We start from the raw sequence: 19,070 nt of genomic DNA, 5'->3' as shown, positions 1-19,070 counted from the left end.
AGCCGTGTCGATTGCCTGAATGTTTGAAATGACCCCGCATTGTACGGGGGCGAGACGAAAGCGTACAGGATGCCCCAGGGCGCTCGGCTTGTCAGCCAAGAAAAAGCCCGGCAGATGCCGGGCTTCTTCAGGTGCGGGGCATTGCAAGCCGGGGCTTACAGGATGCTCAGCGGGTACTCCACGATCAGACGCAGTTCGTCGATCGATGCGGAGCCGTAGTAGACGCCGTCGCTGGAGCGGTAGGTTGCTTGGCGTACGCGGAAGCTCAGGTCTTTCGCAGGACCTTCCTGCAGGACGTACTTGACGTCGATGTCGCGTTCCCATTCCTTGCCGTTGGTGGTGCCTTCGACGTGAGCACCGGTACCACGGGCGTAGCGGGTCATGAAGGTCAGGCCCGGAATGCCGTACTCGGCGAAGTTCAGGTCGTAGCGAGCCTGCCAGGACTTCTCGCCTTCGGCGTTGAAGTCGGAGCGGGCGATGGAGTTGGCGAGGAAGATGGTGCCGCCGCCGTCTACGCCGTAGGCGTAGTCGCCGTCACCGGTGACCTTCTGGTAGGCCAGGGTGAAGGTGTGAGCGCCAACGTTGTAGGCGCCGGACAGGCTGAATGCACGGTTGTCCAGTTTGTCGCCATCGAAGGCGCGTACCTTGCCTTCGCCATCGCTCTTGGTGTCATAGATGTTGAAGTCGAACACCAGGCCTTGTTTGTCGGACAGCGGCAGTGCCCAGTTGACGTTGGCGTAGTATTTACGCCAGTAGTCTTCGACTTTGGAATAGTAGAGGCTGGTGCTCAGACCGTCGGTCACGGCATAGGTGCCACCGAAGACGTTGGCTTCGGTCAGGCCTGGGTTCTTGATGCCGAGGTTGTTGCGACCGCCGATGCTGTCCTTGTAGCTCTGGGCTTGTGCGTCCAGACGGGTGAAGTGACCGGCGTTCAGCTCCAGGCCTTCGATTTCCTTGCTGGTCAGCAGGAAGCCTTCGGCGGCTTCCGGCAGCAGGCGGCTATCGTCAGTGGCGAAAACTGGCAGCGAGGTGAACTGGCCGCCGAACTTGAGGACGGTGTTCGAGATGCGTGCTTTGACGGCACCGTAGCCTTTCGAATAGGAATCTTCCGGGCGACCTTCGGAGTCGACAGGGAACAGGCCGGTGTTGGTGGTGCCACGACCGCCGTCGAGCTTGATGCCCAGCAGGCCGATGGCGTCGACGCCGACACCAACGGTGCCCTGGGTGAAGCCGGATTCGAAAGTGCCAATGAAGCCTTGGCCCCACTCGGCGCGACGGCTCTGTTCGTCGCTTGGGTTGTTGCGGAAGTCACGGCTGAAATACAGGTTACGCAGCTTCACGTTGAGCTTGCTGTCGTCGACGAACCCTTTGGATTCATCCTGCGACGACGCAACTGCCAGTCCGGAAGTCCCCGCTGCAACAGCCAGGGCGATCATGCTCCACTTCATCACGCGCATCGTGATTTGCTCCTTTGGTTTTAGGAAGAGTACCGCTGCGCCCAAGTGTTTTAGTTATATGGGGCAGCTCTTTCTTTTTATGTCGGCGAAAATGTATATCACGCTGACTGTACTTGGCGACATGAAAAACGGAACCTTTCGGTAAGTTTACGGTCGTGTCGCTTTTGGCTATTTCCATGTCGCAAATCACGTCCCGCTACAGGCGGGCCGTACACCCCAGCGCTGCTTCAAAGCCGTCACGATTCCGTAAAGAACACGTGCCTGCTCGAAGCTCCCTGGTGAATCCCTTGTCGCTGTTGTTATTTGTCGCGTTCACCGGCTAATGCAGGTGCCGTGCCGACTTGGCGTAAAAAGAATGCAACAAGCGTGCACAAAAACGATCAGCGTTGATGAATTTTTCACAAATGCTCTCAAAACGTCCTGAAACCTCCGGAAACACGGGGTTCAGGTTGTCTGATGGTATTCCTCGATGTTGATTATCGTTTGCAAAATAAAGCTGGCTTGAAAGTCAAGGTGTTACCGCTGACTGTTGATGCTGAGTAGTTTGTACCGAGGTGGTGTGACAGGCGTATTTTTCGTTGCTTCATTTTGGTGCGAAAAGTAGCGCAGTGTTACCGCTTGTGGCACGTACGTCTCGTTCGGGGTGCCAGGCAAGGCGGTGGGTCGTGTCCTGGGCTCTGCAAGCAAGGTATCCTTGCGCTCTGCCCGCGTTCGAGTCGGGTCGTGTCAGTCGATGGAGGTTTGCCGTGTTTGTCCTGGATTCGCGTCTGCAGCAGGATTCCCTGGTGCTGGGGGATTTCCCGTTGTCCCGTCTTTTGCTGAGCAAGGATGCCAACTATCCCTGGTTCATTCTGGTGCCGCGCCGTGCTGATGTCAGTGAGCTCTTTGATCTGGATCTGGCCGACCAGCAGCAATTGTGGAAAGAGACCACTTTGCTCGCCGAGGCGCTCAAGGGTGAGTTCACGGCGGACAAGATGAATGTCGCCACGCTGGGCAATGTCGTCAGTCAGTTGCATATGCACGTGGTGGTGCGTCATCGCAGCGATGCGGCGTGGCCTGCGCCAGTGTGGGGCAAGGTGCCTGCGCTCGGCTACGCGCACGGGCAGGTCGATGCAATCCGCCAGCGCCTGCGTGGGTTGGCGCTTGAAGGTTTCGAGGAGGCCTGAGCCATGTCACTGGAAGCGAGAATCGTCGAGCTGGAGATGCGTCAGGCGTTTCAGGATGACACCCTTCAGGCGCTCAGCGACGAAGTGGCCGGTCAGAACCGGGTGATCGAGCGCCTGCAGTTGCAGATCGCCGAACTGATCAAGCGTCATGAAGAGATGGTCGGCCAATACGAGGCCGGAGGGGAGGAGCCTCCACCACCTCATTATTGAGGTGATGGAGGCGAGTGATCAGCGGCGTGAAACCGCGACCACGTCTTCGGCCTGCAGGCCTTTGTCGCGGTGCATTACCGAAAACTCCACGCGCTGGCCTTCCACCAGGACGCGATGGCCTTCGCCGCGGATGGCGCGAAAGTGCACGAAGATGTCATCGCCGGAGTCGCGGGAGATGAATCCGAAGCCTTTCGAGGTATTGAACCACTTCACGGTGCCGGTATCGCGCTTGCTGGCATCTTGCTGGCCCACCTGACTGGCTCGTGATTTGCGACCGCTGCGGGCGAAGCCGGCAGCCAGGTGCAGGGCCGTTGCCAGTGCCGCGCAGAGCAAGGCCGACAAGCTGCCGAGCTCTGGGCGGGCGAGGACGGTGATGGTTTGCAGGATCACCGCCAGCACCAGGAGTGCGCTGGCCAGATGTTGCAATTGCTGGCGCGCGCCGCGGTAGTAAAGCGGTACCACCGGTGCGAGGACCAGGTTGAGCAGGCCCAGGAATACCAGGTAGGCCGCTTCGGGTTGTTGCAGGAAGGGTGTGGCGTCGGTTCTGAGGCTGGGTATGAACGACAGCAGCAAAGCCGCAACGCCCGTCACCAGATGGACGATCTTGAACATTGGGTTGGCTCACATATATGGATAAGGCCGATCACGGAAGAGCTGGCAGCACGGTGCGCATGAGGTGTAGAGCGCGATCACGTGACTGTTCAGCCTATGCACCCGGCATTGTCAGTCCGCACGGGTGGCACCCTGCCTATTTAACAGCAAAGCCGGGGGCTTCTCAAACCGCAGGGGTGGTCGGGCGATGTGTTGCCTTGTGTCACATGCAGCTGCCTGCAAGTCTTGGTACAGTGTTTTCGCCCGCTTGATCGTCAAGCTTTATGGAAAGGGGAGATTCATGGCAATCGATATCGGTATCAGCGAAGAAGATCGCAAGTCCATCGTCGAAGGGTTGTCCCGCCTGCTGTCGGACACCTATGTGCTGTATCTGAAAACCCACAACTTCCACTGGAACGTCACCGGTCCGTCGTTCCGAACCCTGCACCTGATGTTCGAGGAGCAGTACAACGAGTTGGCCCTGGCGGTCGATTCGATCGCCGAACGTATTCGCGCGCTGGGGTTCCCGGCGCCGGGTTCCTATGCATTCTATGCGCGTCACTCCTCGATCAAGGAGGAAGAAGGGGTGCCTGCTGCCGATGAGATGATCCGCCAGCTGGTCCAGGGGCAAGAAGCGGTGGTGCGCACGGCGCGCAGCATCTTCCCGGTGGTGGACAAGGTCAGTGACGAGCCGACCGCCGACCTGCTCACCCAGCGCATGCAGGTGCACGAAAAGACCGCCTGGATGCTGCGAGTGCTGCTCGACGGCAAATAATGATGCGCTGGCCTGCGGCCAGACTTGTTCATAGAGCCCGGTATCGCCTAGCGATGCCGGGCTTTTTCATTATGGGGAAACCCTTGCTGCTGCTCTGCAACGCCGGAACGGCGCTTCATTGAAACACCCTGAGGCTTCTTGCGCAGGGCGTGAAGTGATCGGCAATAGGGAGCAGCACCATGGCGCAAGCAAACAGGCACGGCGGTTGGCCAGGCAGGGATTGTCATGATCCGTTCAGAGGTGATTTCGACATGTTGCAGATCGTACCGGTCTCGCGGTCGGTAAGGCTCAATGGGTTTGCCACTTGCCTTCGGCTCGAGGCGGTCTACTGGCGTATTCTGGAGCGTATCGCCGAGGCCAATCACTGTTCGGTGAGCGCTGTGCTGTCCTACGTTGATCGGGAGGTGCACCTGCGCCAGGGAGGGGTGCGTAATTTCAGTGGGCTGATTCGGGTCATCTGTGTGGCCTGGTTACTTGATCCGCCAAGTGCGCGCTGATCGCCGGGCGGGCTGCACAGCACTCCTTAACCATATATAATCCCGCTTTTTGCTGCCCCGGCAGCCAGCGTTGTGGTTGACGAGAGACTTCCATGCCCCTTTATGACTATCAATGTGCTTCCTGCGACCACCGCATGGAGGTGTTGCAGAAAATCAGCGCCGCGCCATTGACCGATTGTCCGGCATGCCAGGCGCCGGCCCTGAAAAAACTGTTGTCGGTACCCGGCTTTCGCCTGAGTGGCAATGGCTGGTACGAGACCGACTTCAAGACCGGGGCTAAGAAGAACCTGGCCGGCGACAAGGCCGACTGAGTTGAATTGCAGCGACAGGGTCTTGCACTATTAGCCCTCAGGGCGGACAAGACCTCCACCGAATACACGAATCACGAGAAGCGAAACCACGATCATGATGCGCAGCCATTATTGCGGCCAACTGAACGAGAGCCTGGACGGCCAGGAAGTCACCCTTTGCGGCTGGGTCCATCGTCGTCGCGACCACGGCGGGGTGATCTTCCTCGACATCCGTGACCGCGAAGGCATGGCCCAGGTCGTGTTCGATCCGGATCGCGCCGAAACCTTCGCCGCTGCCGACCGCGTGCGCAGCGAATACGTGGTGCAGATCACCGGCAAGGTGCGCAAGCGCCCGGACGGGGCGGTGAACGCGAACATGGCCTCCGGTGCCATCGAGATCCTCGGCTACCAGCTGAACGTGCTCAACGAAGCTGAAACCCCGCCATTCCCGCTGAACGAATACTCTGACGTCGGCGAAGAAACCCGCCTGCGCTATCGTTTCATCGACCTGCGTCGCCCGGAAATGGCCGACAAGCTGCGTCTGCGTTCGCGCATCACCAGCAGCATCCGCCGCTTCCTCGACGAGAACGGCTTCCTCGACGTCGAAACGCCGATCCTGACCCGTGCCACTCCGGAAGGCGCGCGCGACTACCTGGTGCCGAGCCGCACCCACGCAGGCAGCTTCTTCGCCCTGCCGCAGTCGCCCCAGCTGTTCAAGCAACTGCTGATGGTGGCCGGCTTCGACCGCTACTACCAGATTGCCAAGTGCTTCCGTGACGAAGACCTGCGCGCTGACCGCCAGCCGGAATTCACCCAGATCGACATCGAGACCAGCTTCCTCGACGAGTCCGAGATCATGGGCCTCACCGAGAGCATGATCCGCAAGCTGTTCAAGGAAGTGCTCGACCTCGAGTTCGGCGACTTCCCGCACATGACCTTCGAGGAAGCCATGCGTCGTTATGGCTCCGACAAGCCGGACCTGCGCATCCCGCTGGAACTGGTCGATGTTGCCGACCAGCTCAAGGACGTCGACTTCAAGGTCTTCGCAGGCCCTGCCAACGATCCGAAGTGCCGCGTCACTGCCCTGCGCCTGCCGGGTGGCGCTGCCATGCCGCGCAGCAAGATCGACGAGTACACCAAGTTCGTCGGCATCTACGGTGCCAAAGGCCTGGCGTACATCAAGGTCAACGAGCGCGCCAAGGGCGTCGAGGGCCTGCAGTCGCCGATCGTCAAGAACATCCCTGAGGCCAACCTCAACGTGATCCTCGATCGCGTCGGCGCGGTCGATGGCGACATCGTGTTCTTCGGTGCCGACAAGTTCAAGGTCGTCAGCGAGGCCCTGGGCGCGCTGCGTATCAAGCTGGGTCACGACTTCAACCTGCTCACCTGCGAGTGGGCACCGATGTGGGTCGTCGACTTTCCGATGTTCGAGGAGAACGAAGACGGCAGCTTCACCGCGCTGCACCACCCGTTCACTGCGCCCAAGTGCACCCCTGAAGAGCTGGAGGCCAACCCGGCCACCGCCTTGTCGCGTGCCTACGACATGGTGCTCAACGGCACCGAGCTGGGTGGCGGTTCGATCCGTATCCATCGCAAAGAGATGCAGCAGGCCGTCTTCCGCCTGTTGGGTATCGAGGCGGCGGAACAGGAAGAGAAGTTCGGCTTCCTGCTCGACGCCCTGAAGTTCGGCGCCCCGCCACACGGTGGCCTGGCCTTCGGCCTGGATCGCCTGGTCATGCTGATGACTGGCGCCCAGTCGATTCGCGAAGTGATCGCGTTCCCGAAAACCCAGAGCGCTGCGTGCGTCATGACCCAGGCCCCGGGCCTGGTCGATGCCAAGGCTCTGCGCGAGCTGCACATCCGTCTGCGTGAGCAGACCAAGGTCGAGTAACCAACCGCAGGCGCCCCGGATTCGGGGCGCTTCGCGCTTGTGCGCAGGATTTTCCGCGTTCCGCCCTTCGGGGCGGAACCTGTTTCTGTTTCAAGGATTTGGAGTCGTTATGGCCGGTCATTCCAAGTGGGCGAACATCAAGCACCGCAAAGAACGCCAGGATGCCAAGAGAGGCAAGATCTTCACCAAGTGGATTCGCGAACTGACCGTCGCTGCCAAGCAGGGTGGTGGTGATCCGGCCTCCAATCCCCGGCTGCGGTTGGCGCTGGACAAGGCGCTGGGTGCCAACATGAGCCGCGATATCATCGATCGTGCGGTCGCGCGCGGGGCCGGCACCAACGAAAGCGACAACGTCGAAGAGCTCAGCTACGAGGGTTACGGTCCCGGTGGCGTGGCGATCATGGTCGAGGCCATGACCGACAACCGCAACCGCACAGCAGCAGCTGTGCGCCATGCGTTCACCAAGTGCGGCGGCAACCTCGGTACCGATGGCTCGGTGGCCTATCTGTTCGAGCGCAAGGGGCAGATCAGCTTTGCGCCGGGCGTCGATGAAGAAGCGCTGATCGAAGCGGCCATGGAAGCCGATGCCGATGATGTGGTTGGCAATGACGATGGCTCCTTCGACGTCTTCACGTCCTTCAACAGCTTCTACGCCGTGCGCAATGCGCTGGAAGAGGCGGGCTTCAAGGCCGCCGACGCAGAAATCGTCATGCAGCCGACCACCAGCGCCGAGCTGGACCAGGACGGCGCAGAGAAGGTGCTCAAGCTGATCGATATGCTCGAGGACCTGGACGACGTGCAGAACGTCTACTCCAATGCGCAGATATCCGACGAGATCATGGAAAAACTCGGCTAAGGTTCTCCTTGGTCTTCAGGGTCTCTTCGCGGGCCAGTGAAATGTGTAAAGAACCGCAGGCTTTATGACGCTGATTCTTGGTATCGACCCCGGCTCGCGAATCACCGGTTATGGTGTGGTGCGCCACACGCCGCGGGGGTGCGAGTACGTGGCCTCCGGTTGCATCCGCACGGGGGGCGGCGAGTTGCATGAGCGGCTGCAGATCGTGTTTCGCGGCGTCAGCGAGGTGATTCGCCTGCATGGCCCCGTCACCATGGGCATCGAGCGGGTGTTCATGGCGCGCAATGCCGATTCGGCGCTCAAGCTTGGCCAGGCCCGTGGTGCAGCCATCGTCGCCGCCGCCGAGGCGGGCCTGGAGATCGCCGAATACACGGCCAGCCAGGTCAAGCAGTCAGTGGCCGGTACGGGCGGGGCGAACAAGGATCAGGTCATGCTGATGGTCATGCACCTGCTCAAGCTGACGCAGAAGCCGCAGATCGACGCCTCCGACGCCCTGGCCATCGCCCTGTGTCATGCCCATACACGCTCCAGCCTGGTGCCTCATGGCCTGGCCACCGCACGTCGTCGTGGCGGGCGCTTGCGTCTGTAACAGCTTCATGCCCTGATACACATTTTGTCCGGGTGACACGCTCACCCGCCGCATTTGCTGATAGGGTTGTCCGGTCACTGACCAGGCGCCCGAGAGAAAGGATCGGAACGTGATTGGACGTTTGCGTGGCACCCTGGCGGAAAAACAACCGCCGCACTTGATTATCGATGTCAATGGCCTGGGTTATGAGCTGGAGGTGCCGATGACGACGCTGTACCGCCTGCCCAAGGTCGGCGAAGCGGTGACGCTGCACACCCATCTGGTGGTCCGCGAAGATGCCCACCTGCTCTATGGCTTCTTCGAGAAGCGCGAGCGTGAACTGTTCCGCGAGCTGATCCGCCTCAATGGCGTCGGCCCGAAGCTGGCTCTGGCGTTGATGTCGGGCCTCGAGGTCGATGAGCTGGTGCGCTGCGTGCAGGCCCAGGATGCGTCGGCTCTGGTGCGCGTACCGGGCGTTGGCAAGAAGACCGCCGAGCGCCTGCTGGTCGAGCTCAAGGACCGTTTCAAGGCCTGGGAAACCTCGCCGGCGATGTTCACCCTGGTGTCTGATGGCCCGCTGCCGGTGGCCAGCACCTCCAGTGCCGAAGCCGATGCGGTCAGCGCCCTGATTTCGCTGGGCTACAAACCGCAGGAAGCGAGCAAGGCAGTGTCGGCGATCAAGGACAAGGCAAACATGAGCAGCGAGGAGCTGATTCGCCATAGCCTCAAAGGGATGATCGTCAAGTGATCGAAGCCGACCGCCTGATCGCCGCCAGCGGGCGCGACCGCGAAGAGGTCCAGGACCGCGCCATTCGCCCGTTGAGCCTGGACGAGTACATCGGCCAGCCGGTGGTGCGCGAGCAGATGGGCCTGTTCATCCAGGCCGCCCGTGGCCGCAACGAGTCCCTCGATCACACCTTGATCTTCGGTCCGCCCGGTCTGGGCAAGACCACCCTTGCCAATATCATCGCCCACGAGATGGGGGTTTCGGTCAAGAGCACGTCCGGCCCCATCCTCGAGCGTCCGGGTGATCTGGCGGCGATGCTGACCAATCTCGAGCCGCACGACGTGCTGTTCATCGATGAAATCCATCGCCTCTCGCCAGTGGTCGAGGAGGTGCTCTACCCGGCGATGGAGGACTTCCAGCTCGACATCATGATCGGTGAGGGGCCTGCCGCACGCTCGATCAAGCTCGACCTGCCGCCGTTCACCCTGGTTGGTGCGACCACCCGGGCCGGGATGCTCACCAACCCGCTGCGTGACCGTTTCGGCATCGTCCAGCGCCTGGAGTTCTACAGCAACCAGGACCTGGCGACCATCGTCAGCCGGTCGGCGAACATCCTGGGGCTTGCCATCGAAGACAAGGGCGCTTTCGAGATCGCCCGTCGCGCCCGCGGTACGCCGCGGATCGCCAACCGCCTGCTACGCCGCGTGCGTGACTACGCCGAGGTGCGTGCAAAGGGCCAGATCACCAAGGAAATCGCCGACAAGGCGTTGAACCTGCTGGATGTCGACGAGCGCGGTTTCGACCATTCCGACCGGCGCCTGCTGCTGACCATGATCGAGAAATTCGATGGCGGACCGGTCGGTGTGGACAACCTGGCGGCTGCGATCAGCGAAGAGCGGCACACCATCGAGGATGTCCTCGAGCCGTACCTGATCCAGCAGGGCTACATCATGCGTACACCGCGTGGCCGCGTGGTCACCCGTCACGCCTACCTGCATTTCGGCCTGAACATTCCGGGGCGCTTTGCAGAGGGCGGAGAATTTTCTGATCCTGACGATGAGTGACAGATCGAATTGGGGTTTTCGTGGTCCTAGCGCTGGCACTTTGCAATAGCGCTGGCAATACGACATTTCCCCTGAAAAAACAGTTGCCGGGGCGGATTGGCAAGCTGAGGAGTAAGCACTAGAGTATGCGCGCGCAAAATCGGCAGGACCCGTTCGCTCACCGTTGTCGCGTCTATTACGAGGATACTGACGCAGGCGGGGTGGTGTACTACGTCAACTACCTGAAATTCATGGAACGTGCACGCACCGAGAGGTTGCGGCACCTGGGGTTTTCCCAGTCCGAGCTGGCGGAACAGAATCTATTGTTCGTCGTCCACTCCAGCGAGGCGCGCTACCACGCGCCGGCAGGGTTGGACGATGCGTTGCGGGTAACCGCACAAGTACTTGAATTGAATCGCGCCAGCCTGCGCTTCGTGCAGCAGGTCTGGCGGGAAACGGATGAAACACTGCTTTGCGAAGGGCAGTTCCTGGTGGCCGCCGTGCGCGCCGACACTTTCAAACCCCGGGCCATTCCCCCTGAACTGCGCGACGCTTTCATGGCGGACGGCATGGGTACTCAATCGAACGCAGGAGAATAAGCGTGGAAGCAAACGTCGTCGACCATACCTCCATGTGGAGCCTGGTCGCCAATGCCAGTGTGGTGGTTCAGCTGGTAATGCTGACTCTCGTGGCAGCCTCGGTGACCTCTTGGATCATGATCTTCCAGCGCAGCACCATGCTGCGCGCCGGTCGTCGTGCGCTGGACGCGTTCGAAGAGCGTTTCTGGTCGGGCATCGACCTGTCCAAACTGTATCGCCAGGCCGGCAGCAACCCTGATCCGGATTCGGGTGTCGAGCAGGTCTTCCGCGCCGGCTTCAAGGAGTTTTCGCGCCTGCGCCAGCAGCCGGGCGTCGACCCTGATGCGGTCATGGAAGGGGTGGGGCGCGCCATGCGTGTGGCCATCTCCCGCGAGGAAGAAAAACTCGAGCAGAGCCTGCCGTTCCTGGCTACCGTCGGTTCCACCAGCCCGTATATCGGTCTGTTCGGTACCGTATGGGGCATCATGAACTCCTTCCGTGGCCTGGCCAGCGCCCAGCAGGCCACCCTTGCCACCGTGGCGCCCGGCATTGCCGAGGCACTGATCGCCACCGCGATCGGCCTGTTCGCCGCGATCCCGGCAGTCATCGCCTACAACCGTTTCGCTGCACGCAGCGAAACACTGATCGGTCGCTACTACACGTTCGCCGATGAGTTCCAGGCGATCCTGCACCGCAAAGTACACACCAGCGAAGAGTGATCAGGTAGACATCCATGGCCCGAGTTCGCCACAAACGCAAGCCGGTCGCCGAGATGAACGTGGTGCCCTACATCGACGTGATGCTGGTGCTGCTGGTCATCTTCATGGTGACCGCACCCATGCTCAACCAGGGCGTGAAGGTCGACCTGCCCAAGGTTTCCAGCGAAGCCTTGCCGCAGGACAACAACGTCCAGATCCTCACCATCTCGATCAAGGCCGACAAAACCTACTACTGGAACCTCGGTAGCGAAGTCGATACCGACAAGCAGATGGACAAGGCGATGACCCTGCCGGAAATGACCAGCGCGGTGACCAAGATCATTGCTGCCGGCCGTGACCAGGGCAAACAGACCCAGGTGTTTATCCGGGGTGACAAGGCCGTCGACTACGGCGCGGTCATGGGCGCCATGGGCGGGTTGCAGAAAGCCGGTGTCGGTAACGTTGGCCTGATTACCGAGGCGCCCTGATGCAACAGCGAGAGCCATCTGCCTCGGAAAGCTACTTCTGGCCCAGCGTCTGGGCCATTGGTCTGCATGTGCTGGTGTTCGGCCTGCTGTTCGTCAGCTTCGCCATGACCCCCGAACTGCCGCCTTCCAAGCCTATCGTCCAGGCTACGCTCTATCAGCTCAAGTCCAAGAGTCAGGCGACCACCCAGACCAATCAGAAGATTGCCGGGGAAGCCAAGAAAACGGCTTCACGCCAGACTGAAGTCGAGCAGATGGAGCAGAAGAAGGTCGAGCAGGAAGCTGTGAAGGCCGCGGAACAAAAGAAAGCCGACGCCGCTCAAAAGGCCGAGGAAGCCCGCGAAGCCGCCGAGGCTAAGAAAGCTGAAGACGCCGCCAAGGCTGCGGAAGCGAAGAAAGCCGCCGAGCAGAAGAAGGCCGAGGAAGCGAAGAAGCAGCAAGCGGATATCGCCAAGAAAAAGGCCGAGGAAGAGGCCAAGAAGCAGGCTGAGGAAGAAGCCAAGAAAGCGGCCGCCGAGGAGGCGAAGAAGAAAGCCGCCGAAGACGCCAAGAAAAAAGCAGCCGAGGACGCCAAGAAGAAAGCAGCGGCGGCCGAGGAAGCGAAGAAGAAGGCAGCCGAAGAGGCGAAGAAGAAAGCCGCTGCGGATGCACAGAAGAAAAAGGCACAGGATGCGGCCCGCAAGGCGGCTGAAGACAAGAAGGCTCAGGCCCTGGCCGAGTTGCTGTCCGACACCACCGAGCGTCAGCAGGCACTGGCCGATGAGCAAGGCGACCAGGTGGCAGGTGATTTCGACGACCTCATCCGCATGCGTGCGGCCGAAGGTTGGGCGCGTCCGCCATCCGCGCGCAAGGGCATGACGGTAGTCCTGCAGATCAACATGCTGCCGGACGGCACGATCACCAATGTGAGCGTGGCCAAGTCCAGTGGCGACGGTCCGTTCGACAGCTCGGCCGTGGCCGCGGTGAAGAACATTGGCCGGTTGACTGAAATGCAGGGCTTGAAGCCGAACGAGTTCAATCCGTATCGTTCGTTCAAGATGACATTTACACCTGAGGATCTAGCGTTGTGATTAAACGTCTGAGAGGACTGCTGGTCATGCTCTGCTGCGTGGCAGGCATGGCCGTGGCAGAGGAAAAGAACATCCTGGTCACCAGCGGCAGCGACCGGGCCACGCCCATCGCGGTAGTGCCGTTCGGTCTGCAGGGTGGCAGCGTGCTGCCGGAAGACATGGCCGACATCATCGGCAACGATCTGCGCAACTCCGGCTACTACGCGCCCATCCCGCGGCAGAACATGATCAGCCAGCCGACCCAGGCCAGCGAAGTCATCTTCCGCGACTGGAAGGCGCTGGGTGCCCAGTACGTGATGGTCGGTAGCATCGTGCCGTCCGGTGGTCGCCTGCAGATCAGCTACGCGCTGTTCAACGTTGCAACCGAGCAACAGGTGCTGACCGGCAGTGTCGGTGGTGGCGTCGATCAGTTGCGCGACATGGCGCACTACATCGCCGACCAGTCGTTCGAGAAGCTCACCGGTATCAAGGGTGCGTTCTCCACTCGCATGCTGTACGTGACTGCCGAGCGATTCTCGACCAACAACACCCGCTACACCCTGCAGCGTTCCGACTATGACGGTGCCCGTGCAGTGACGCTGCTGCAGTCGCGCGAGCCCATCCTGTCGCCGCGTTTTGCACCTGATGGCAAGCGTATCGCCTATGTCTCGTTCGAGCAGAAGCGTCCACGTATCTTCGTCCAGCACATCGACACCGGTCGCCGCGAGCAGATCACCAACTTCGAAGGCCTCAACGGTGCACCAGCCTGGTCGCCCGATGGCAATCGCCTGGCGTTCGTGCTGTCCAAGGACGGCAACCCGGACATCTATGTGATGAACATGGGGTCGCGTCAGATCAGCCGTGTCACTGCAGGTCCTGGTATCAATACCGAGCCGTTCTGGGGCAAGGATGGCAACACGCTGTACTTCACTTCCGACCGTGGTGGCAAGCCACAGATCTACAAGACTTCGGTAGGTGGCGGTGGCGCCGAGCGTGTGACCTTCGTTGGCAACTACAATGCCAACCCGAAACTGTCGGCGGATGAAAAGACCCTGGTTATGATTCATCGCCAGGAAGGTTTCACCAACTTCAAGGTGGCTGCTCAGGACTTGCAACGGGGAAGTGTAAAGATTCTTTCTGAAACGAGTCTTGATGAGTCTCCCACTGTTGCGCCTAACGGCACCATGCTAATCTACGCCACCCGCCAGCAGGGCCGGGGAGTCTTGATGCTCGTGTCGCTTAACGGCCGTGTGAGGCTCCCACTTCCTACCGCTCAAGGCGAAGTCAGAGAACCGTCCTGGTCCCCCTACCTGAACTGATTGCGGCGTAACAATTTTGCTTAACACACTGGGGTTTCATTAGGAGTTTCACGATGGAAATGCTGAAGTTTGGTAAATTCGCTGCGCTGGCTCTGGCCATGGCCGTAGCTGTAGGTTGCTCCTCCAAGGGCGGTGACAACGCTGGCGAAGGCGCTGTTGACCCGAACGCTGGCTACGGTGCAAACACCGGCGCTGTCGACGGTTCCCTGAGCGAAGAAGCCGCCCTGCGCGCAATCACCACCTTCTACTTCGAATACGACAGCTCGGATCTGAAGCCAGAAGCCATGCGCGCCCTGGACGTTCACGCCAAGGACCTGAAAGCCAACGGCAACCGTGTTGTTCTGGAAGGTAACACCGACGAGCGCGGTACCCGCGAGTACAACATGGCTCTGGGCGAGCGTCGTGCCAAGGCCGTTCAGCGCTACCTGGTTCTGCAGGGCGTTTCCCCTGCTCAGCTGGAACTGGTTTCCTACGGCGAAGAGCGTCCAGTTGCTACCGGCAACGACGAGCAGTCCTGGGCTCAGAACCGCCGCGTAGAACTGCGTAAGTAAGTTCTTATGCGTATGTGCCGTCGTGTTGTAACCGTCCTCGCCCTCAGCCTGCCGCTTTCTGCGTGGGCTGCGGTTCCTGTAGTTGATGACAACGGAGGCAGCTATCCGCCTTCGGGTTATGGCACGAGCGGCGCCTATGCCGGGGCAGGGGCTTCGGCCCCTGCTTCTGCACAGGGTCAGTTGTTCATGCAACTGCAACAGATGCAGGACCAGATTTCCCGTCAGCAAGGCATCATCGAAGAGTTGCAGAACGATGTGTCGCGCATGAAGCAGGAAAACCTGGAGCGTTACCAGGATCTGGACCGCCGTATCAACAGTGGTGCCGCGCCAGCCGCTACACCCGATAATTCCTCCACCGGTGGCGCATCCGACGCCGCAGGTGCCGCTGCAGGCGCAAGCGCTGCGCAGCAACCGGCCGCCAGTGGCGAGCCGGCCGATCCGGCGAAAGAAAAGCTGTTCTACGATGCTGCTTTCGATCTGATCAAACAGAAAGACTTCGACAAGGCCAGCCAGGCCTTCAGTGCCTTCCTGCGCAAGTACCCCAACAGCCAGTACGCCGGCAACGCGCAGTACTGGCTGGGTGAGGTCAACCTCGCCAAAGGCGACCTGCAAGGTGCCGGTCAGGCCTTCGCCAAGGTCAGCCAGTTGTACCCCAAGCACAGCAAGGTGCCTGACTCGTTGTACAAGTTGGCCGATGTCGAACGTCGCATGGGCCACACCGACAAGGTCAAAGGTATCCTGCAGCAGGTCATCACCCAGTACCCCGGCACCTCTGCCGCGCAACTGGCCCAGCGAGACCTGCAGAAGCTCTGAACTGCATCGCTTGAAAGAAACCCGCGCCTGGCGCGGGTTTTTTCGTTAGAATCTCTGCCCTTTTTTCGTAAACACGCTGCTGCGGATAACGCTATGTCGAGTCTGCAGCAGTGCCTGACGGAGGCGGTCAGCCTGTATAGCTGTCACGCCCGTGGCGACCATGCAAGACACATTACGTATCACCGAAGTCTTTTACTCGTTACAGGGTGAAACGCGAACGGCTGGCTTGCCCACCGTGTTCGTGCGCCTGACCGGTTGCCCCCTGCGCTGCCAGTACTGCGACAGTGCCTACGCGTTCAGTGGCGGCACACTGCGTACCCTCGACGACATCCTCGAGCAGGTTGCAGGTTTTCGCCCGCGCTATGTCTGCGTCACTGGCGGCGAACCGTTGGCCCAGCCCAACGTATTGCCTTTGCTTGAGCGCCTGTGCGATGCGGGCTATGAGGTTTCGCTGGAGACCAGCGGCGCGCTCGACATCTCGCGGGTGGACACGCGGGTCAGTCGCGTGGTCGACCTCAAGACCCCAGGTTCGGAAGAGGTTCACCGTAACCGCTACGAGAACATCGAACACCTGACGAGCAATGATCAGGTCAAGTTCGTCATCTGCTCCCGTGAGGACTACGACTGGGCAGTGTCCAAGCTGATCCAGTACAACCTCGAAGAACGGGCAGGTGAAGTCCTGTTCTCGCCCAGCCACCATCAGGTGAGCGCCAGCGACCTGGCCGACTGGATCGTCGCCGACAACCTGCCCGTGCGCTTCCAACTGCAACTGCACAAGTTGCTGTGGAACGACGAACCGGGCCGCTGATCAAGAGAGTGAATGACATGACTGAAAAACGTGCGGTAATCCTGCTGTCTGGCGGTCTGGACTCGGCCACTGTGGTCGCCATGGCCAAGGCCGAGGGCTACAGTTGCTACACCATGAGCTTCGATTACGGCCAGCGCCATCGCGCTGAGCTCAACGCAGCTGCGCGGGTGGCTCGCGATCTGGGCGTGGTCGAGCACAAGGTCATTGGCTTGAACCTCGATGGTATTGGCGGTTCGGCCCTCACCGACAGCAGCATCGATGTGCCTGAAGCACCTACCGAGGGTATTCCGGTCACCTACGTACCGGCGCGCAATACCGTATTCCTGTCGTTGGCGCTGGGCTGGGCAGAAGTGCTGCAAGCTCGTGACATCTTCATTGGCGTCAACGCTGTTGATTATTCGGGTTACCCCGATTGCCGCCCGGAGTTCGTCGAGGCCTTCGAGCGCATGGCCAACCTGGCTACCAAGGCGGGGGTGGAAGGTCAGGGGTTCCGCATCCAGGCGCCACTGCAGAACCTGAGCAAGGCGCAAATCGTCGAGGCCGGTATTGCCCGTGGGGTGGACTACAGCCTCACAGTATCCTGTTACCAGGCCGACGACGATGGCCGTGCCTGCGGTAAGTGCGATAGCTGCCGCCTGCGTGCTGAAGGCTTCAAGGCTGCCGGGATCGCTGATCCAACACGTTATTTTTGAAAATAATGCGATGGGGTGTTGATTTTCTCTGAGAAATCAGTAGTATACGCGCCATCCAACGGGTCGTTAGCTCAGTTGGTAGAGCAGTTGGCTTTTAACCAATTGGTCGTAGGTTCGAATCCTACACGACCCACCATATTCTCAGCGGTTTTCATGTATTGAAACCGCTGTACGAGAAGCCCGCCTTATGGCGGGCTTTTTTGTTTCCGTCGTTCCTCTGATTGGTCCCCAGTCGAACCCCCCGCCTGGTTCAACCACGCGTGGGGCTCTGGAGCGCAGCTGTCAGGCCTCTGGCTGATCGTCAGTCCTCAAGCTGCGAGGCCATCTGGCGAACCCGTTGCAGGTCGGCCTTGGCGACTTTGGCGAGCCCCATGCCATAGTCGGTGTCGGCCTTGTAGAAGTAAGACAGCATGATGTAGCGGCTTTCTTCGTCCGCGCTTGCCAACGCCTTGCCAAGGTTTGAAATCAGATCCTGCTGATCCTTCTTGCTGTAGCCGCGGAACAGTTCACCGGCTTGCTTGAAGTTCTGTTCTCGCTGGATCTTCGCCTGTTGAGTGCTGCCGCTCAGAGGTGTCTGGGCATATCGCGCACCGGCGATTTCTTCACGGGGCTGCAGGCGGCTGGGCTGGTAGTTGATAGCACTGGCGGTCGCGCCGGCATTCATGGCGCCGTCCTGGTTGATGGTGTTCACCTCGTTGCGCGGTTGATTGACCGGCAGGCTCAGGTTATTGGCTCCGACGCGATGCAACTGGGTGTCGGCGTAGGAGAACAGCCGTCCTTGCAGCAACCGGTCTTCGGACGGCTCGATGCCGGGCACCAGGTTCGATGGCGCCATGGCGACCTGCTCGGTTTCCTGGAAGAAGTTGTCGACGTTGCGGTTGAGTACCATCTGGCCGATCTTGCGCTTGGGCACATCGGGCCAGATCTTGGTCGCGTCCAGCGGGTCGAAGTCGAAGGTGGCCAGTTGTTCAGGCTTGAGTGTCTGGATGTACAGATCCCACTTCGGATAGTTGCCCTTGTTGATTGCAGCGACCAGGTCGTTGGTCATGTGGCTGTAATCGCGCCCCTGGATCTTCTCGACTTGTTTCGGGTCGAGATTCTTCTGGCCCTGCAGGCTCTTCCAGTGGAATTTCACGTAGTGCACCTGGCCTTCGGCATTGACCAGCTTGTAGGCATGCACGCTGTTGCCGTCCATTTCTCGGTAGCTGGCCGGCGTGCCCTCGTTGGAATACAGCAAGGTGAGGGTGCGGGTGGCTTCTGGCAGGTGGGAGAAGAAATCGAAGCGTCGCGCGTCATCGTCGAGGTTGGTGCGCGGGTCGGGCTTGAACGAGTGGACCATGTCCGGGAATTTGATCGCATCGCGGATGAAGAACGTCGGGAAGTTGTTGCCTACCAGATCCCAGTTGCCGTCAGCGGTGTAGAACTTGGTGGCGAAACCGCGTGGGTCGCGCAGGGTTTCCGGAGAATGGTTGCCATGCACGACGCTGGAGAAGCGCACGAATACGGGGGTCTTGGTGCCCAGAGTGAAGACCTTGGCCTGGCTCAGGTCACGGATGTCGGCGCTGGCAGTGAACTCGCCATGGGCGCCAGTGCCGCGGGCGTGCACGACGCGCTCGGGAATACGCTCACGGTCGAAACGCTGCAGTTTCTGCAGCAGTTGTACATCCTGGAGCAACACCGGGCCATTGGGGCCGGCGGTTTGCGAGTTTTGATTGTCGCCTACGGGAGCGCCGTTATCGCGGGTCAAGGGTGCGGCGTGGGCAGCAGTTGACCACAGGCTGCCGACGAGGCTGGCGGCGAGCAGCAAGCGACCCGGGCAAGAGGATGGGCTGATAGGTTTCACGGAAACTCCTGACGATTGTAGTTGTGCGCCGAGATACGCAGCCGCAACCTTAATCAGCACGTGCAGATCAGATGAATGGGAGAATTCCCAATCCTTGCAAGGAACTTCAACGATCCACATTCTGCGGTCGCTGGTCAGGTGGCCGTGGGTGGGAAGGGTGGCG

The 19,070-nt window shown here is 60.4% G+C and carries 22 protein-coding genes and 1 tRNA gene; 20 read left to right on the top strand and 3 right to left on the bottom strand.

Going from position 1 to position 19,070, the window contains the following annotated elements; translation table 11 throughout:
- Window positions 1-155: 155 nt before the first annotated feature.
- On the bottom strand, window positions 156-1,457 hold the full coding sequence (locus ACPZMI_RS17690; RefSeq protein WP_186667183.1) for an OprD family porin: 1,302 nt from the start codon (window positions 1,455-1,457) through the stop codon (window positions 156-158).
- Window positions 1,458-2,203: 746 nt separating this feature from the next.
- Here ACPZMI_RS17690 and ACPZMI_RS17685 point away from each other — a divergent pair.
- Together ACPZMI_RS17685 and ACPZMI_RS17680 are read left to right on the top strand one after the other, a co-directional pair.
- The gene (locus tag ACPZMI_RS17685) at window positions 2,204-2,623 is read left to right on the top strand and encodes an HIT family protein (protein WP_186667182.1); all 420 of its coding nucleotides are present in this window, start codon (window positions 2,204-2,206) and stop codon (window positions 2,621-2,623) included.
- A 3-nt stretch (window positions 2,624-2,626) separates the two neighbouring features.
- The gene (locus ACPZMI_RS17680) at window positions 2,627-2,833 is read left to right on the top strand and encodes a SlyX family protein (RefSeq protein ID WP_065862241.1); all 207 of its coding nucleotides are present in this window, start codon (window positions 2,627-2,629) and stop codon (window positions 2,831-2,833) included.
- A gap of 18 nt (window positions 2,834-2,851) precedes the next feature.
- Here ACPZMI_RS17680 and ACPZMI_RS17675 read toward each other — a convergent pair whose 3' ends face one another.
- Complete coding sequence (locus ACPZMI_RS17675; RefSeq protein ID WP_186667181.1) at window positions 2,852-3,445, bottom strand: cold-shock protein; 594 nt, start codon at window positions 3,443-3,445, stop codon at window positions 2,852-2,854.
- Window positions 3,446-3,725: 280 nt separating this feature from the next.
- On the opposite strand from ACPZMI_RS17675, the gene ACPZMI_RS17670 reads away from it, so the two are divergent.
- The 18 genes from ACPZMI_RS17670 to ACPZMI_RS17585 all read left to right on the top strand — a co-directional run bounded on the left by ACPZMI_RS17670 (window position 3,726) and on the right by ACPZMI_RS17585 (window position 17,200).
- Window positions 3,726-4,199 (top strand): Dps family protein, encoded by a 474-nt coding sequence (locus ACPZMI_RS17670; RefSeq protein ID WP_023381917.1) that lies wholly within the window; start codon window positions 3,726-3,728, stop codon window positions 4,197-4,199.
- A 179-nt stretch (window positions 4,200-4,378) separates the two neighbouring features.
- Window positions 4,379-4,696 (top strand): ribbon-helix-helix domain-containing protein, encoded by a 318-nt coding sequence (locus ACPZMI_RS17665; RefSeq protein ID WP_186667180.1) that lies wholly within the window; start codon window positions 4,379-4,381, stop codon window positions 4,694-4,696.
- 92 nt (window positions 4,697-4,788) lie between these two features.
- Window positions 4,789-5,007 carry an FmdB family zinc ribbon protein gene (locus tag ACPZMI_RS17660; protein ID WP_063545878.1) on the top strand — a complete coding sequence of 73 codons (219 nt, stop codon included), beginning with the start codon at window positions 4,789-4,791 and terminating at the stop codon, window positions 5,005-5,007.
- 94 nt (window positions 5,008-5,101) lie between these two features.
- Complete coding sequence (gene aspS, locus ACPZMI_RS17655) at window positions 5,102-6,877, top strand: aspartate--tRNA ligase (protein WP_054891002.1); 1,776 nt, start codon at window positions 5,102-5,104, stop codon at window positions 6,875-6,877.
- A 109-nt stretch (window positions 6,878-6,986) separates the two neighbouring features.
- Window positions 6,987-7,733 (top strand): YebC/PmpR family DNA-binding transcriptional regulator, encoded by a 747-nt coding sequence (locus tag ACPZMI_RS17650; protein WP_186667179.1) that lies wholly within the window; start codon window positions 6,987-6,989, stop codon window positions 7,731-7,733.
- Window positions 7,734-7,797: 64 nt separating this feature from the next.
- Window positions 7,798-8,322 (top strand): crossover junction endodeoxyribonuclease RuvC, encoded by a 525-nt coding sequence (ruvC, locus tag ACPZMI_RS17645; protein ID WP_054891000.1) that lies wholly within the window; start codon window positions 7,798-7,800, stop codon window positions 8,320-8,322.
- A 109-nt stretch (window positions 8,323-8,431) separates the two neighbouring features.
- Entirely contained in the window at window positions 8,432-9,049 is a 618-nt protein-coding gene (ruvA, locus tag ACPZMI_RS17640) for a Holliday junction branch migration protein RuvA (protein WP_186667178.1), read from the top strand.
- Complete coding sequence (gene ruvB, locus ACPZMI_RS17635) at window positions 9,046-10,092, top strand: Holliday junction branch migration DNA helicase RuvB (protein WP_054890998.1); 1,047 nt, start codon at window positions 9,046-9,048, stop codon at window positions 10,090-10,092. Before ruvA ends, ruvB begins: the two co-directional genes overlap by 4 nt.
- Before the next feature lie 125 nt (window positions 10,093-10,217).
- On the top strand, window positions 10,218-10,670 hold the full coding sequence (gene ybgC, locus ACPZMI_RS17630) for a tol-pal system-associated acyl-CoA thioesterase (protein ID WP_426352737.1): 453 nt from the start codon (window positions 10,218-10,220) through the stop codon (window positions 10,668-10,670).
- Between the two features lie 2 nt (window positions 10,671-10,672).
- Window positions 10,673-11,368: a protein TolQ gene (tolQ, locus tag ACPZMI_RS17625; RefSeq protein WP_054890996.1), complete on the top strand. Its 696-nt coding sequence runs from the start codon at window positions 10,673-10,675 to the stop codon at window positions 11,366-11,368.
- Between the two features lie 14 nt (window positions 11,369-11,382).
- Window positions 11,383-11,835, top strand: coding sequence for a protein TolR (gene tolR / locus ACPZMI_RS17620; RefSeq protein ID WP_012315816.1), 453 nt, complete (start codon window positions 11,383-11,385; stop codon window positions 11,833-11,835).
- The gene (gene tolA / locus ACPZMI_RS17615; RefSeq protein WP_186667175.1) at window positions 11,835-12,902 is read left to right on the top strand and encodes a cell envelope integrity protein TolA; all 1,068 of its coding nucleotides are present in this window, start codon (window positions 11,835-11,837) and stop codon (window positions 12,900-12,902) included. The genes tolR and tolA overlap by 1 nt, the downstream gene beginning before the upstream one ends.
- Window positions 12,903-12,928: 26 nt before the next feature.
- A complete protein-coding gene (gene tolB / locus ACPZMI_RS17610; protein WP_054890993.1) occupies window positions 12,929-14,200 on the top strand; it encodes a Tol-Pal system beta propeller repeat protein TolB in 1,272 nt (423 codons plus the stop codon).
- Window positions 14,201-14,253: 53 nt separating this feature from the next.
- Window positions 14,254-14,751, top strand: coding sequence for a peptidoglycan-associated lipoprotein Pal (gene pal / locus ACPZMI_RS17605; protein ID WP_023381906.1), 498 nt, complete (start codon window positions 14,254-14,256; stop codon window positions 14,749-14,751).
- A gap of 6 nt (window positions 14,752-14,757) precedes the next feature.
- A complete protein-coding gene (gene ybgF / locus ACPZMI_RS17600) occupies window positions 14,758-15,564 on the top strand; it encodes a tol-pal system protein YbgF (protein WP_186667174.1) in 807 nt (268 codons plus the stop codon).
- Window positions 15,565-15,724: 160 nt separating this feature from the next.
- Window positions 15,725-16,372 (top strand): 7-carboxy-7-deazaguanine synthase QueE, encoded by a 648-nt coding sequence (queE, locus tag ACPZMI_RS17595; protein WP_186667173.1) that lies wholly within the window; start codon window positions 15,725-15,727, stop codon window positions 16,370-16,372.
- A gap of 17 nt (window positions 16,373-16,389) precedes the next feature.
- Complete coding sequence (gene queC, locus ACPZMI_RS17590; protein ID WP_186667172.1) at window positions 16,390-17,064, top strand: 7-cyano-7-deazaguanine synthase QueC; 675 nt, start codon at window positions 16,390-16,392, stop codon at window positions 17,062-17,064.
- A gap of 60 nt (window positions 17,065-17,124) precedes the next feature.
- Window positions 17,125-17,200, top strand: a tRNA-Lys gene (locus tag ACPZMI_RS17585).
- A 165-nt stretch (window positions 17,201-17,365) separates the two neighbouring features.
- Here the strand turns inward: ACPZMI_RS17585 and katB are convergent.
- Window positions 17,366-18,907, bottom strand: coding sequence for a catalase KatB (katB, locus tag ACPZMI_RS17580; RefSeq protein ID WP_426352736.1), 1,542 nt, complete (start codon window positions 18,905-18,907; stop codon window positions 17,366-17,368).
- Window positions 18,908-19,070 lie beyond the last annotated feature (163 nt).

Origin of the sequence: Pseudomonas wayambapalatensis (genome assembly GCF_049942315.1) — a bacterium.
Lineage (GTDB): Bacteria > Pseudomonadota > Gammaproteobacteria > Pseudomonadales > Pseudomonadaceae > Aquipseudomonas > Aquipseudomonas wayambapalatensis.
Note: the sequence above shows the minus strand (reverse complement) of the source record. Positions and strands in the feature narration are given on the sequence as shown.

Coding starts and splice junctions, on each gene's coding strand:
- ACPZMI_RS17690 (WP_186667183.1), bottom strand. CDS start 1,457: ATGCGCGTGATGAAGTGGAGCATGATCGCCCTGGCTGTTGCAGCGGGG.
- ACPZMI_RS17680 (WP_065862241.1), top strand. CDS start 2,627: ATGTCACTGGAAGCGAGAATCGTCGAGCTGGAGATGCGTCAGGCGTTT.
- ACPZMI_RS17675 (WP_186667181.1), bottom strand. CDS start 3,445: ATGTTCAAGATCGTCCATCTGGTGACGGGCGTTGCGGCTTTGCTGCTG.
- ACPZMI_RS17670 (WP_023381917.1), top strand. CDS start 3,726: ATGGCAATCGATATCGGTATCAGCGAAGAAGATCGCAAGTCCATCGTC.
- ACPZMI_RS17665 (WP_186667180.1), top strand. CDS start 4,379: ATGGCGCAAGCAAACAGGCACGGCGGTTGGCCAGGCAGGGATTGTCAT.
- ACPZMI_RS17660 (WP_063545878.1), top strand. CDS start 4,789: ATGCCCCTTTATGACTATCAATGTGCTTCCTGCGACCACCGCATGGAG.
- aspS (WP_054891002.1), top strand. CDS start 5,102: ATGATGCGCAGCCATTATTGCGGCCAACTGAACGAGAGCCTGGACGGC.
- ACPZMI_RS17650 (WP_186667179.1), top strand. CDS start 6,987: ATGGCCGGTCATTCCAAGTGGGCGAACATCAAGCACCGCAAAGAACGC.
- ruvC (WP_054891000.1), top strand. CDS start 7,798: ATGACGCTGATTCTTGGTATCGACCCCGGCTCGCGAATCACCGGTTAT.
- ybgC (WP_426352737.1), top strand. CDS start 10,218: ATGCGCGCGCAAAATCGGCAGGACCCGTTCGCTCACCGTTGTCGCGTC.
- tolR (WP_012315816.1), top strand. CDS start 11,383: ATGGCCCGAGTTCGCCACAAACGCAAGCCGGTCGCCGAGATGAACGTG.
- tolA (WP_186667175.1), top strand. CDS start 11,835: ATGCAACAGCGAGAGCCATCTGCCTCGGAAAGCTACTTCTGGCCCAGC.
- tolB (WP_054890993.1), top strand. CDS start 12,929: ATGCTCTGCTGCGTGGCAGGCATGGCCGTGGCAGAGGAAAAGAACATC.
- pal (WP_023381906.1), top strand. CDS start 14,254: ATGGAAATGCTGAAGTTTGGTAAATTCGCTGCGCTGGCTCTGGCCATG.
- ybgF (WP_186667174.1), top strand. CDS start 14,758: ATGCGTATGTGCCGTCGTGTTGTAACCGTCCTCGCCCTCAGCCTGCCG.
- queE (WP_186667173.1), top strand. CDS start 15,725: ATGCAAGACACATTACGTATCACCGAAGTCTTTTACTCGTTACAGGGT.
- queC (WP_186667172.1), top strand. CDS start 16,390: ATGACTGAAAAACGTGCGGTAATCCTGCTGTCTGGCGGTCTGGACTCG.